Source organism: Limimaricola variabilis (assembly GCF_034371605.1).
Lineage (GTDB): Bacteria > Pseudomonadota > Alphaproteobacteria > Rhodobacterales > Rhodobacteraceae > Limimaricola > Limimaricola variabilis.
Map to the genome: position 1 here is coordinate 1,104,159 of NZ_CP139691.1, position 13,140 is coordinate 1,117,298.

The window sequence follows — 13,140 nt, forward strand, 5'->3', positions numbered from 1 at the left end:
AGTTTGGCAATCACGCGGCCTCGGCTTCCTCGGCCTGCTGGCGCGACCAGAGCTGCGCATACCGCCCCTCGAGCGCCAGAAGATGCTCATGCGTGCCGGATTCCACCACTTTTCCGGCCTCCAGCACGACGATGCGATCGGCATCTGCAATGGTGGACAGGCGATGTGCGATGGTGATCACTGATCGGCCCTGCCCCATCACCCGCAACTGGCCCTGGATCTCGCGCTCGGTGTCGGTGTCGAGCGCGCTCGTCGCTTCGTCCAGGAGCAGGATCGGCGGATCCTTGAGCAGCGTGCGAGCGATGCCGACGCGCTGCTTCTCGCCGCCCGAAAGCTTCAGCCCCCGCTCACCCACGGTGGTGTCGTAGCCCTCCGGCAGCGACATGATGAAGTCGTGGATCTGCGCGGCGCGCGCCACCGCCTCGATTTCCTCGCGGGTGGCGCCGTCGCGGCCATAGGCGATGTTGTAGAGGATCGTGTCGTTGAACAGCACCGTGTCCTGCGGCACCACGCCGATCCGGGCGTGCAGGCTGTCCTGCGTGACCTCGCGCAGGTCCTGACCGTCGATCCGGATCCCGCCACCCGTCACGTCGTAGAAGCGGAACAGAAGCCGGCCGATGGTCGATTTCCCGGCACCGGAGGAGCCGACGATGGCGACGGTTTCGCCCGGCTTCACGGTGAAGCTCACGCCCTTGAGGATGCCGCGCGCCGCCTCGTAGCCGAAGGTGACCTCGTCGAAGACGATCTCGCCGCGCGTTACCTCGATCGGCGTGGCGCCCGGCCGATCCGTCACCTCGGGCGGCTGGTTCAGCAGGTCGAACATCTCGGCCATGTCGATCAGCGCCTGCCGGATCTCGCGGTAGACGGTGCCCAGGAAGTTGAGCGGCATGGTGATCTGGATCATGTAGGCGTTGACCATGACGAAATCGCCCACCGTCAGATCGCCCCGCTCGACGCCGATGGCCGCCATCACCATGACCACGACGAGCCCGCCGGTGATGATCAGCGACTGGCCGAAATTGAGGAAGGCGAGCGAGTAGTTGGTCCGCACCGCCGCGGCCGCGTATTTCTCCATCGCAGAGTCGTAGCGCGCCGCCTCGCGGCCCTCGGCGCCGAAATACTTGACCGTTTCGAAGTTGAGCAGGCTGTCGATCGCCTTCTGGTTGGCGTCGGTATCCTGGTCGTTCATCTGCTTGCGGATCTTCACCCGCCACTCCGTCACCTTGAAGGTGAAGGCGACGTAGAGGACGATCGTGACCAGAACGGCCACGAGATACCATACGTCGAACAGGAAGAAGAGCACGACCGCGACCAGCAGCAATTCGAGGATCAACGGTCCGATCGAGAACAGCAGGAAGCGCAGCAGGAACTCGACGCCCTTCACCCCGCGCTCGATGATCCGGCTGAGACCACCGGTCTTGCGGCTGATGTGGTAGCGCAGGCTCATCGCATGGATGTGCCGGAAGGTGCGCAGGGCGAGCTTGCGCAGCGCCCGCTGGCCAACCGGGGTGAACACCACGTCGCGCAGTTGCTGGAAGCCGACATTGGCGAGCCGGGCGAGACCGTAGATCACCGTCAGTCCCGCCGCACCGAGAGCCAGCAGCATCGCCGCGCTCTCGCCCTCGCCCGCCAGCGCGTCGACGGCCGCCTTGTAGAAAATCGGCGTCGCCACGGCGATCAGCTTGGCCACGACGAGCAGCGACACGGCGAGCACGACGCGCCGTTTCACCCAAGCCTCGCCCTCGGGCCACAGATAGGGAATGACCTGCCGGATCGTGTCCCAGCCCTTGACCGGCTGACCGGAGAGATTGGCGTCGGTCTTGGACAGGCGTCGCATCGGCGGGCTCCGGGGCTGGCGGCGGGCGGTTCAACCTAGGCCGGACCTCCGCCGATGGCCAGCGGGCGACCGGCGCTTGAGCCGGGCCGCCCGGCGCTCTACGACGAAAGGCGAGCAATTCCGGAGTTTCGCCATGCCCCTGCCCGTCTTTTCCGCCTCGGTCTGCGTGTTCTGCGGCTCTCGCCCCGGCATCCGACCGGCCTACGAGCTTGCCGCGCGCGAAACCGGCGAGATGCTGGCCCGGCGCGGCTGGCGCCTGGTCTACGGCGCCGGCGATGTGGGGCTGATGGGCACGGTGGCGCGCGCCTCGCAGGGCGCGGGCGGTGCCAGCATGGGGGTGATCCCGCGCCACCTCGTGGAGGCGGAGGTCGGCAAGACCGATCTCGACACCTACGTGGTCACCGAGACCATGCACGAGCGCAAGAAGGTGATGTTCATGAACGCCAATGCGATCGTGATGCTGCCGGGCGGCGCCGGATCGCTCGACGAGTTTTTCGAGGTGCTGACATGGCGGCAGCTCGGCCTGCATGGCAAACCGATCCTGCTGCTCGACTGCGATGGCTACTGGCAGCCGCTGCGCCAGCTGATCAACCACGTCATCGACGAGGGCTTCGCCGATGACGGGCTGAAGGCGTTCGTCCAATACGTCTCGAGCGTCAAGGCGCTGGAAAAGGTGCTGGCCGAAACGCTGGAGAGCTGAGGGCGGCCGGGGCCGCCTCTCCTCTGGTGCAATCAGGCCGTTTCGGCGGCGATTGCCTTCTCGATCTCGGCGACGGGGTGGTTGGTGAGCGTCTTCGGAATCTCGACCACCACCGTGTCGGCCACCTCCTTGTGCCATTCCTCGCGCAGCGCGCCGAGCACCTGCGGGCTGGCCACGACGACCAGCTTCTCGAACCGGCCCTTGTGGACGTGGCGGTAGAGGATGTCCGCGAGGTCGGCGGCGAAGCGGTCCTTGGCCAGCTGGTGGAAATCGGTCTCGGCGAGCGCGGTGCGCTGGCCGGGGCCGTTATCGGCGAGACGGCCCGCCTTGTCGGTCGCCTGCTCGCGGTCGGGCGGGTTCTCCTGCTCCTCCTTGCGCACCACGCGAAGGTTCGGGTGCTGATCGTCGGTGACGTTCTCGAGGATCAGGGCCTTCTCGCCATCGGCGACGAGCACCCATGTGCCGTTGTCGATCTTGGCCATCAGTCGTTGTCCTTCTCGTCGCTCTTGCGCACGCGGGTGGCGCCGGGGTCGTCCTGCTCGGCCCGCTTGAGATCGTCGCGGGTGCCGACCTTGCGCGTCAGGTCGCCGCCCTCGCGCCCCGGCTGGTTGCCCGCACCGCCCTTGTCCTCATCGGTCACATAGGCGTCGGTTTCCTTCACGCCGTCCTTGGATCGTGCCCTGTCGGCCATGGGAGCCTCCTTTCGTTGTTCGAGGGAGGAACGAATGGTGCGGGGGGCGGTTCCGGGTCCGGACGGCCCGGCATGCACATCGGCAGGGTTTGCGCCGCCGCCTGCTCCACATGCCGCGAACACCCGGGACCCTTCGCCATGCGAAGGCACCGGCGCCGAAGCGCGCCATCGGATTGGCTGCAAACGAAAAGGCCCCCGCGCCGAAGCGCGAGGGCCGGATAACCTGCAGCGGAAGCTGCCGTCGCACTCACATGCGCGAGGCGACGTTCTCCCAGTTCACGAGGTTGTCGAGGAAGTTGGAAATGTAGGCCGGACGCTTGTTGCGGTAGTCGATGTAGTAGGAGTGCTCCCACACATCGAGGCCCAGAAGCGCGGTCTGGCCGAAGCACAGCGGGTTCACGCCGTTCTCGGTCTTGGTGACCTTGAGGCCGCCATCGGCGTCCTTGACCAGCCAGGCCCAGCCCGAGCCGAACTGGCCGGCGCCGGCGGCGGCGAAGTCTTCCTTGAACTTGTCGACCGAGCCGAAGCTATCGGTGATCGCCTTTTCCAGCTCGCCCGGCATCTTGCTGTCGTTCGGGGTCATCATTTCCCAGAACTGGTTGTGGTTCCACAGCTGGGAGATGTTGTTGAAGATGCCGTTCTGGGCCACCGCGTTCTTGTCATAGGTGCCGCGGATGATCTCTTCCATCGGCTTGCCGTCCCACTCGGTGCCGGCGATCAGCTTGTTGCCGTTGTCGACATAGGCCTTGTGGTGCAGGTCGTGGTGATACTCGAGCGTCTCCTTGGACATGCCCTTGGAGGCGAGCGCGTCGTGGGCGTAGGGAAGGTCGGGAAGTTCGAAAGCCATGTCGGTCTCGCTTTTCTGCCAGAGGGTGGATTTGCGCCACATAACAGAACCCCTGCGCCCCAAAGGTCAATGGGATGCGCGGCAAAATCGGCCCTTGCGGGCCGCGATCAGAGCCAGCCGAGCTTCTCGCGGAAGGCCTCGCGTTCGGGAAATTCGCGGACATGCCGGTCGCGCAGCGTCAGCGCGGTGTCGCGTCGCCGGAGCGGGCGGCACAGGGTGATCAGCCGTTCCAGCGGATCGGCCCGGCCCGGGGCGAGCGCGACGGCGCGGGTCAGCACGTCCCAGGCCTCCTCCAGATCTCCCATCCGGCGCGCCGCGGTCGCCTCCAGCATCAGCGCGTCGATGCTGCCGTCGGTGAGCGCGCGATGCCGCGCCGCCAGCGCTCTGAGACCGGCGTGATCCTCGAGCCGGGCCAGCATCCGCATCGAGGAGAGCAGCGCTTCGAGCGTCATGCCCGGCACGGTGCCGCCGACATAGCGGTCCAGCACGTCTGCCATGATGCGCGCCACCAGATCGGGGGAGACATGCCGGTAATCGCCGCGCGACCAGGCGATGGTGGGGTTCGACAGCGTCACGAACTCGTATGACGGGAAGTAGTCCACCCCGCCACGCCCGGTCACGAATTCCTCGATCGCGGCCCGCTGGACCGATTTCGAATAGGCGTTGGCCACCAGCACGTCCATGTCGCGGAACGTCGCCAGGAGCGGGACCGGCGACACGGTGAGCAGCATCTTGAGCGGCTTCCTGCGGTGCCGCGCGAGCAGCGTCTCCAGCCGCTCCAGCCCGTCGAGCACATCGGCATGGCTCAGCACCCGGAACTCGAAACGCTCCGGCTCGGCCTTCACCGCCGTCGTCGGCGGGGCGACGTTGAGATAGAGGCCGAGATGCCGGTCATACCAGGTCTCGACATAGCCCAGCGTGACGATGATGACGTCGGCCTCGACCACCTGCGCCATCGCGTCGAGATAGCGATGCCGGAAGTCGAGGATCTCCTCGACCGAGAAGTCGAGCCGGGCCATGCCGAGCTGCGCGTCGCCGAAAGGACCGCCACCAGCCTCGTAAAGGATTGCGGCACCGGGGAACGTGTCGCGCTCCAGCGCCCATTCCAGCTCGTTCAGGACCGAGTGGATCGAGTATTTGTTGAAGAAGTTCGCCGCGTCGCCGAGGCTGTCGCCGATCGGACCGAGATCGAATTCGCGGCTGATCACCCGACGCCCGGTCTTCTCCAGCGCCCGCTCGACATTGCGGGCAAAGCAGGATCCGATGGCGAAGATCGTGTCGTCCGGGCCGATCTCGAAACCCGGCCGCACCGTCGGGGAGGCCAAGGGATAAAGCCGCTCGCCTCCGCGCTCGGGCGAAGGGTAGCGGCGATACGGGTTGCCGCGGGCCCGCGCGAGGGCCTCGGTGGCAGGAACGCTCTCGATATTGCGGTTCATGCGCACTCCCGTCTAGGTTGAGTCAAAGATTAGCCAGCGGGCGGCGGCCAGACAACAGTGCCAAGGATGAAAAGCCGTACCCGTGGCGGATTGGCGCCCGCTTGTCTAGGTAGGCGCAGCCAGCCCGCCGGAGGAGCCTCCATGATCGACGACCTTCCCCCTCCGCCGGACCTGTCGCGGCCGATCCAGGGGCTGACACGCTGTCTCGACCGCGCGCTCGTCGTGCCGCCGCCGATCGGGGCGCCGAACCGCGCGGTCCAGCATTCGGGGGTTCTGACCGAAGCCCGGCTGCCGGTCCCCGAGGCGATCACCTGGCGCGGCGACAGTGCCGTCACCCTGCCCCCACCGCCCCCGTCCGGCCCGGTCGAGACATTGGCAGGGCGATGGTTGTTCCTGGGGCCGCTCTTCGGACATTTCGGTCATTTCCTGGTCGAGAGCATCGCCCGGCTCTGGGCGCTGGAGGGGCTGCGTGACGAGATCGACGGGGTGCTCTTCGTGCCCAAGTTCCAGCACCGGGTGCAACAGGTGGCCGACACCTATCGACCCTTCCTCGCCGCGCTGGGGGTCGACTTACCAATGCGCAGCCTAGAGCGGCCGACGCGGGTCGAACGGCTGCACGTCCCGGTGCAGGGCTTCGGCATGTTCGGAATGATCGAGGGCGCCGCCGAATTCCGCCGCTTCATGCGCGAGCATGCCGGGAAGGCCGTGGCGCCAGCCGGGGCGGAGCGGATCTACATCTCGCGCAGCGGCCTGCCCGTGGGGCGCGGATCGATCCTGGGCGAAGCGCGGCTCGAAGCGTGGCTCGCGGACCAAGGCTACAGCATCTTTCACCCGCAGCAGCATGATTTCACCAGCCAGATCGCGGCCTATAAGGCGGCGCGCGAGATCGTGGCGGTCGATTGCTCGCCCCTGCACCTGCTGGCGTTGGTCGGAGACGCAGAGCAAAAAGTGGGGATCATCGCCCGGCGACCGGGCAGGCTCGCCGAGATCTTCGCGCGGCAGCTACGTGCCTTCAGCGGGGCCCGAGCGACGGCAATCGATGCGCTGCAGCGAAACTGGATCGAAGAAAAAGCGCAGCGCCCGAACCGGCTGAGCTGGGGCGAAGTCGATTTCGCCGCAATCCAGACCGCGCTTGCGCGCGGCGGGCTGGTATCGGCCGCGCCGGGATGGAGCGCACTCGGCGACGAGGACGTCGCAGCCCAGATCGACCGCATCGCCGCGGCCTCGGGCACCCGCTTCCGTCCCTACGAAGAATAAGGGGCCCCGCAATGAAACGGGGCCGCGGCACATGGCCCCGGCCCCGAAATCTTGGCGATGCCCCGAGCGGGGCGTGAAGGCGGCGTTACTGAACGACTTCCGCGTCGCCTTCGACCTCGATCACGTCGACGGAATCGCTGGGCGCTTCCTCGATCTCGGCGGCACCTTCTTCGATCTCGGCCTCGACCTCGGCGGCGCCTTCTTCCATCTCCTCGACCACGGCAGCACCGGATTCCTCGATGCTTTCCGCCGCGCCCTCGGCCTCGACGTTGATGTTGGTCTCGGTCGCGCCGAGATCCGCCTCGTTGACATCGTTGCCACCGGCGAAGAGCCAGTAGAGCACGATCACTGCGACGACGAGACCGCCGACGATCAGCGCGATCGAGGTGCCACCCTTCTTCGGCGGCGGGTTGACGTTGTTGTTGTTGAAGTTCGGGTCGGACATGCGAGATGCTCCGTCATTGTGTCATTCAACGGCCAACGTCGCCCGTGAGGGGGGGTTCCGCGCCGGGTTCAATTTTTTGCGAACCCGAGGCGTTGCAGCGGAACCGCCACAGTGGCTGCGTCTTCGGGCCGCGCCAAGCGGGGTTTCGGGACGGCGCGCCGACAGGTAGGAACGACGCGTACCGAAAGGAGAAGGCCATGCTGTTCTGGATCATCGCGCTGGCGCTTTCCGCCGTGGTGGCGATCGCGCTCGCCGCGCCGCTCCGGCGTGGTCCGGCCAGCACCGGCACCGACCCCGACATGGCCTTCTACCGGGCCCAGATCGCCGAGATCGAGACCGACCGCGCCCGGGGGCTGATCGGCGAGGAAGAGGCCGAACGCGCCCGCGCCGAGATCGGCCGCCGCCTGCTCGCCGCCGACAAGGACGTTCGTCAGGCCCCGGCGGCCGGGCGCGGCCCGATGCTGCCTGCCTTGCTGTTCGGCGCACTCGTGGTGATCGGCGGCGCCATGGTCCTCTACACCGATCTCGGTGCGCCCGGTTTGCCCGACCGGCCGTTGGCGGAACGGCTGGCCGAGGCCCGCGAACTGAGCGCGGCCCGCCCCAGCCAGGCCCAGGCCGAGGCCGTCGCGCCGCCTTTGCCGGTCGATGCGCCTGAGGAATATGTGGAAATGGTCGAGAAACTTCGCGCGGCGGTGCCCGAGCGGCCCGACGATCTGACCGGCTGGCAGCTTCTCGCGCGGCACGAGGCGGCTCTGGGCGATTACGCCGCTGCCGCCCGCGCGCAGGAACGGGTGATCGAGATCAAGGGCGCCGATGCGGGTTTCGAGGATCGCATGGCGCTGGTCGACCGTCTGGTGGCGGCGGCGGGCGGAATCGTCACCTCCGAGAGCGAGGCGCTGCTGCGCGAATTGCGCGCGGCGCGCCCGGACGCGGCCGGTCCGCTCTACTATCTCGGCCTGCTACAGGCCCAGATCGAGCGGCCCGACCTCGCCTTCCGCTTCTGGCGGCGGGCGATCGAGACCGGTGATCCGGCCTCGCCGCATGTCGAGCTGGCCCGCGCCCAGATCGGGCGCGCGGCGCAGTTCGCGGGTGTCGACTATACCCCGCCACCCGTGTCCGGCCCCACAGCCGAAGAGGTGGCGGCGGCGCAGAACATGGAGCCCGAGGCGCGGCAGGAGATGATCCGCAGCATGGTCGAGAACCTTGCCTCTAGGCTTGCAGAGAGCGGCGGTCCTGCGTCCGACTGGGCCCGGCTGATCCGGGCACTCGGCGTGCTGGGCGAGGCCACGCGCGCCGAGGCGATCTGGGGCGAGGCGCAGCAGGTCTTCGCCGGGGACCCGGCGCTCGAGGAAATTCGCGCCGCGGCGCAAGCGGCGGGGGTAACGCGATGATCCACGAGACCACCGAGGAGTTCGCCGCCGCCCTGCCCCGGTCCGGCGCACTGGCCGGGCTCGATTTCGGCACCAAGACGATCGGCGTCGCCGTCTCCGACGGGCTGCGCACGGTGGCGACCCCGCTCGAGACGGTAAAGCGCAAGAAGTTCACCGACGACGCGAACCGGCTTCTGGAGATCGCGACCCATCGAGGCATCGCAGGGCTGGTGCTGGGCCTGCCGCGCAACATGGATGGCTCGGAGGGGCCCCGGGCGCAGTCGACCCGGGCCTTCGCGCGCAACCTGTCGCGCCTGACGGATCTGCCGATCGGCTTCTGGGACGAACGCCTTTCGACGGTCGCGGCCGAGCGCGCGCTGCTCGAATCCGATCATTCGCGCAAGCGGCGCGGCGAGCTGATCGACGCGGTGGCGGCGAGCTATATCCTGCAGGGCCTGCTCGACCGGCTGAGCTATATGGGCCGGTCATGAGCGACGCGGTCTGGAAGCGCGGCGAGGTCGAGAGCCCCTGTGTGAAACTCTGCACGATCCATCCCGAGACGAGGCTCTGCCTCGGCTGCGCCCGCTCGATGGACGAGATCGCGGCATGGGGCCGGATGAGCGCGGAGGAACGCCGCGCGATCATGGACGACCTGCCACATCGCCAGGCGGCCCCGACGGCGCGGCGCGGCGGCCGCAAGGCACGGCTCAAGGACTAGATCAGCGCCTTGCGCAGCATGTTGAGCGCAACGAGGATCAGGAACCCGCCGAACACCCGCTTGAGCCGCTTTGGGTCGGTGCGGTGCGCCAGGGCCGCCCCCAGCGGCGCGGTTAGCAGGGTCATCGCGATGACGATCCCGAAGGCCGGCAGGTTTACCGCGCCCAGCGTCATCGGCGGCGCCACGCCCGCGGGCAACGGCGTCAGCAGGAACGCCGCGACCGAGGGCAGCGCGATCAGCAGGCCGAACCCCGCCGCCGTGGCGACGGCGCGATGGATCGCCATGCCGTGCAAGGTCATGATTGGCACGCCGAAGCTGCCGCCGCCGATCCCCATCAGCACCGACAGGAAGCCCACCAGCGGCGACATCGCGGCGCGGCGCCAGCCGGTCGGCATCGCCGACCCCAGCCGCCAATGGCTGCGCCCCAGCACCATGTAGAGCGAGACCGTCAGCGCCAGGATTCCGAAGATCAGCTGCAGCGTCATCGTCCGAAGCTGCGCGACCACGAGCACGCCGATCAACGCCCCTACCGCGATCCCCGGCGCCCAGCCGCGCAGCACGCCCCAATCGACCACGCCTTTGCGGTTGTGGCTCGCCACCGAGCGGGCCGAGGTGACGGTGATCGTGGCGAGCGAGGTGGCGAGACAGATCTGCATCAGCTGCGGCGTCTCGTAGCCCAGCGCGGCGAAGGCATAGAAATAGGCGGGGACCAGCACGATGCCGCCGCCGACCCCCAACAGCCCCGCCAGCACGCCGGCGAAGGCGCCAATCGCCATGAGCATGGCGGCCATGGAAAGAAGCAGCGTCGTATCAGGCATCTGGCGCTCCGGCTTGGACACGCGAGCGATGCCCTCTGCGCGGCGCGGCCACAAGGGCCCGCCGGCGCCCCTCAGGCCGCCTGTTGCAGATCCTCGATCCGGCCCAGCGCCTCGCGCACCAGCTCCGGCCCGGCGCCGGGGCGCGAGGCGCCCTCGGAGAGCACCCGCCGCCAGCCGCGCGCACCGGGGCGCCCGGCGAAGAGCCCCAGCATGTGCCGCGTCACCTGATGGAGACGGCCGCCGCCCGTAAGATGCGCCTCGATATAGGGCAGCATTTCTCGCACAGCCGCCTCGGGGGCGCTGTCCTCGCCCTCGCCCCAGATCCGCCGATCGGCGGCGCACAGGATGTCGGCCGGCTGGTGATAGGCCGCGCGCCCGATCATCACCCCGTCGAGCCCGGCCGCGAGAAAATCCTCGGCCGCGTCGAGCGTGGCGATGCCGCCATTGACCGAAAGATGCAGCTGCGGGAAGTCGCGCTTCATCCGCTTGACCAGATCGTAGTCGAGCGGCGGGATGTCGCGGTTTTCCTTGGGGCTCAGCCCTTGCAGCCAGGCCTTGCGGGCGTGGATCGTGAAGCGCGTCACCCCGGCCGCCGCGACCGTTTCGAGAAAGCGTGGCAGCACTTCCTCGGGCTCCTGCTCGTCGACGCCGATCCGGCACTTCACCGTGACCTCGACCGGGCTCGCCGCGATCATCTCGGCACAGCATTCGGCCACCAGCTCTGGCCGGGTCATCAGCACCGCGCCAAAGGCTCCCGACTGGACCCGGTCCGAGGGGCAGCCGCAGTTGAGGTTGATCTCATCATAGCCGAAATCGGCGCCGACCCGGGTCGCCTCGCGCAGTTCGGCCGGGTCGGACCCGCCCAGCTGCAGCGCTACAGGATGCTCGGACGGTGCGAAACCCAAGAGCCGCTCGCGGTCGCCATGCATCACCGCGGGCGCGGTCACCATCTCGGTATAGAGCAGGGCGCGGCGCGACAGCAGGCGGTGCAGGTGCCGACAGTGACGGTCGGTCCAGTCCATCATCGGGGCGACGGAAAGGCGGGCGGCGGGTTGGAGGGCGGTCAGGCCTTGGCTCATGTCTCGATCCGGGCGGTGCGGCAGGAAGCAGGTCGTTTAGCACCGCGTCGTGTCTTGGGCAAATCCTCGTGGGGCGGCGACCCGGCCGACGAAACGGCTGCTCCATTCCGGCAGGTTGCCCGAAGCGCGTCGGGGATCCAGCATCGCGAGGACACGGGGACGGAGAGGAGCATCATGACAGGTGACATGACCGGCGATCCGGAGGACGCCGAGGCTACGGCAAGGACCTTCACGATCTATCATCCCGACGGCACCACGACCCGGATGACCTCGGAAAAGGATGTCGATTTCGACGTACGGGAAGGCCGTTTGCTGATCCTCTACGATGGCAGGGTCCGCACGATCCTGCCCGAGTCGGATTGGGTGTCGGTCAACCACCGCCCGAGGGCGCGCTGACGCGCCGCTACTGGATGCCCCGGATGGCCGGATAGGACGCGCGGAAGGCGGCGTGACCCTTGGCAAAGGCGGAAAGCAGCGCGGTTTCGGGCTCGATCCGCGCGCCGATCGCGGGCGGGGTCACCACCGTCTCCGGCGCCTCGCCGGTGGCCGCCACCCGGCCCAGCCGCGCAGCGCCCAGCGCCGCGCCGAACTCGCCGTCCTGCGGCAGGTCGAGCGGCACGCCGAGAACCGTCGCGATCAGCCGCAGCCAGTAGCGCGACCGCGTGCCGCCGCCGATGGCCATCAGCCGGTCGATCCGGGCGCCGGTGCCGACCAACGCGTCGTAGGAATCGCGCAGCCCGTATGCCACCCCCTCGAGCACGGCCCGGGTCATGTCGTCGCGGGTGGTGTCAGTGCCGAGCCCGGTAAAGCTGCCACGGATCGCGGCATCGTTGTGCGGCGTGCGCTCACCCGAGAGGTAGGGCAGAAACCGCACCCGCCCCGGCGCGCGCAGGGTCTCGCCCAAGCTAGAGGTGAGCTCGGCCGGGCGGACCCTGGTGATCGAGGATAGCCAGTTCAGGCTATCGGTGGCCGAGAGCATCACACCCATCTGGTACCAGCGCGCCGGCACCGCGTGGCAAAAAGTGTGCAGCGCGGTTTCGGGCGCCGGGTGATACCCGTCGCGCGCCGCCAAAAGAACCCCGGAGGTCCCCAGCGAGACGAAGCCCTGCCCTTCGGACAGCGCGCCCATGCCGCAGGCCGCGGCCGCGTTGTCTCCGGCCCCGCCGGCCACCGCGACCGGACCCGCGATCCCCCAGGCGGTGGCGAGGTCGCGGCGCAGATCACCCGCCTTCTCGCAGCCCTCGACCAGGCGCGGCATCTGTTCGCGACGCATATGGCCTTCCGCGAGCAGGCGATCCGACCAGCCACGCGCGCCGACATCGAGCCAGGAGGTCCCGGCGGCATCCGACAGGTCGCAGACATGCTCGCCCGTCAGGTAGAGATTGAGATAGGCGGCGGGCAGCAGCACCTTGGCGATACGGGCATGGTTCTCGGGCTCATGCGCCCTAACCCATTCGAGCTTGGGCGCGGTGAAGCCCGGAAAGACGATGTTGCCCGACAATGCGCGGACCTCCTCGACGCCGTCGAGCCGCGCGGCCTCGGCATGGGCGCGGGTGTCGTTCCACAGGATGCAGGGCCGGATCACCCGGTCTGCATCGTCGAGCAGGGTCGCACCGTGCATATGGCCGGCAACACCGATCCCCCGGAGACCCACGAACTCGGGATGCGCGGCCCGCAGCTCGGCCACGGCACCCTCCAGTGCCGCGATCCAGTCGGAAGGGTCCTGCTCGCTCCAGCCGGGATAGGGATGCCTGGCGCTGTAGTGCCGCTCCACCGCGCCCAGCGGCTTGCCGTCGGCGTCAACCAGCAGGGCGCGCAGCCCCGAGGTGCCCAGATCGATTCCCAAGTAGCTCATCACGTCCTCCCCACCGGCATGAGGCAAGCATTAGCCCGGCGGCTGGGCGGATGCCAAGGTCGCTCGGGGGTCTTCGATTCGGCAGCT

General features: G+C 68.4%; 15 protein-coding genes. 6 read left to right on the forward strand and 9 right to left on the reverse strand.

All coding sequences use genetic code 11. The annotated features are described in order from the left end of the window. Positions 1-10: 10 nt before the first annotated feature. Positions 11-1,837: an ABCB family ABC transporter ATP-binding protein/permease gene (locus T8T21_RS05400; RefSeq protein WP_322337099.1), complete on the reverse strand. Its 1,827-nt coding sequence runs from the start codon at positions 1,835-1,837 to the stop codon at positions 11-13. A 133-nt stretch (positions 1,838-1,970) separates the two neighbouring features. Here T8T21_RS05400 and T8T21_RS05405 point away from each other — a divergent pair, with 133 nt between their 5' ends. Beyond that, positions 1,971-2,537: an LOG family protein gene (locus T8T21_RS05405; protein ID WP_322337100.1), complete on the forward strand. Its 567-nt coding sequence runs from the start codon at positions 1,971-1,973 to the stop codon at positions 2,535-2,537. Positions 2,538-2,569: 32 nt separating this feature from the next. Here the strand turns inward: T8T21_RS05405 and T8T21_RS05410 are convergent, their stop codons facing one another. From T8T21_RS05410 to T8T21_RS05425, 4 genes are all read right to left on the reverse strand, one after another. Beyond that, positions 2,570-3,019 (reverse strand): host attachment family protein, encoded by a 450-nt coding sequence (locus T8T21_RS05410; RefSeq protein ID WP_183469648.1) that lies wholly within the window; start codon positions 3,017-3,019, stop codon positions 2,570-2,572. Further along, on the reverse strand, positions 3,019-3,228 hold the full coding sequence (locus T8T21_RS05415) for a hypothetical protein (RefSeq protein ID WP_183469650.1): 210 nt from the start codon (positions 3,226-3,228) through the stop codon (positions 3,019-3,021). The genes T8T21_RS05410 and T8T21_RS05415 overlap by 1 nt, the downstream gene beginning before the upstream one ends. A gap of 247 nt (positions 3,229-3,475) precedes the next feature. Beyond that, on the reverse strand, positions 3,476-4,075 hold the full coding sequence (locus T8T21_RS05420; protein WP_322337101.1) for a superoxide dismutase: 600 nt from the start codon (positions 4,073-4,075) through the stop codon (positions 3,476-3,478). Between the two features lie 107 nt (positions 4,076-4,182). Then, the gene (locus tag T8T21_RS05425) at positions 4,183-5,511 is read right to left on the reverse strand and encodes a GSCFA domain-containing protein (protein WP_322337102.1); all 1,329 of its coding nucleotides are present in this window, start codon (positions 5,509-5,511) and stop codon (positions 4,183-4,185) included. Between the two features lie 141 nt (positions 5,512-5,652). Between T8T21_RS05425 and T8T21_RS05430 the strand changes: the two genes are divergently transcribed. Then, positions 5,653-6,768 (forward strand): glycosyltransferase family 61 protein, encoded by a 1,116-nt coding sequence (locus tag T8T21_RS05430; protein ID WP_322337103.1) that lies wholly within the window; start codon positions 5,653-5,655, stop codon positions 6,766-6,768. 85 nt (positions 6,769-6,853) lie between these two features. Here the strand turns inward: T8T21_RS05430 and T8T21_RS05435 are convergent, their stop codons facing one another. After that, positions 6,854-7,213, reverse strand: coding sequence for a hypothetical protein (locus T8T21_RS05435; RefSeq protein WP_183469658.1), 360 nt, complete (start codon positions 7,211-7,213; stop codon positions 6,854-6,856). Between the two features lie 197 nt (positions 7,214-7,410). Between T8T21_RS05435 and ccmI the strand changes: the two genes are divergently transcribed. Genes ccmI through T8T21_RS05450 form a run of 3 tightly spaced genes read left to right on the forward strand, consistent with a single transcriptional unit; the run spans position 7,411 to position 9,301 of the window. Continuing rightward, positions 7,411-8,604 carry a c-type cytochrome biogenesis protein CcmI gene (gene ccmI / locus T8T21_RS05440; protein WP_322337104.1) on the forward strand — a complete coding sequence of 398 codons (1,194 nt, stop codon included), beginning with the start codon at positions 7,411-7,413 and terminating at the stop codon, positions 8,602-8,604. Beyond that, a complete protein-coding gene (gene ruvX / locus T8T21_RS05445) occupies positions 8,601-9,074 on the forward strand; it encodes a Holliday junction resolvase RuvX (protein WP_322337105.1) in 474 nt (157 codons plus the stop codon). The genes ccmI and ruvX overlap by 4 nt, the downstream gene beginning before the upstream one ends. Then, positions 9,071-9,301, forward strand: coding sequence for a DUF1289 domain-containing protein (locus tag T8T21_RS05450; protein ID WP_183469664.1), 231 nt, complete (start codon positions 9,071-9,073; stop codon positions 9,299-9,301). Before ruvX ends, T8T21_RS05450 begins: the two co-directional genes overlap by 4 nt. Here T8T21_RS05450 and T8T21_RS05455 read toward each other — a convergent pair. Continuing rightward, entirely contained in the window at positions 9,298-10,119 is an 822-nt protein-coding gene (locus T8T21_RS05455) for a sulfite exporter TauE/SafE family protein (protein ID WP_322337106.1), read from the reverse strand. The genes T8T21_RS05450 and T8T21_RS05455 overlap by 4 nt on opposite strands. Positions 10,120-10,190: 71 nt before the next feature. Further along, positions 10,191-11,198 (reverse strand): tRNA dihydrouridine(20/20a) synthase DusA, encoded by a 1,008-nt coding sequence (gene dusA, locus T8T21_RS05460; protein ID WP_322337107.1) that lies wholly within the window; start codon positions 11,196-11,198, stop codon positions 10,191-10,193. A 174-nt stretch (positions 11,199-11,372) separates the two neighbouring features. Here dusA and T8T21_RS05465 point away from each other — a divergent pair, with 174 nt between their 5' ends. Further along, positions 11,373-11,594 (forward strand): hypothetical protein, encoded by a 222-nt coding sequence (locus tag T8T21_RS05465; RefSeq protein WP_322337108.1) that lies wholly within the window; start codon positions 11,373-11,375, stop codon positions 11,592-11,594. Positions 11,595-11,601: 7 nt separating this feature from the next. Here T8T21_RS05465 and xylB read toward each other — a convergent pair whose 3' ends face one another. Then, complete coding sequence (gene xylB / locus T8T21_RS05470) at positions 11,602-13,053, reverse strand: xylulokinase (protein ID WP_322337109.1); 1,452 nt, start codon at positions 13,051-13,053, stop codon at positions 11,602-11,604. Between the last annotated feature and the right edge of the window lie 87 nt (positions 13,054-13,140).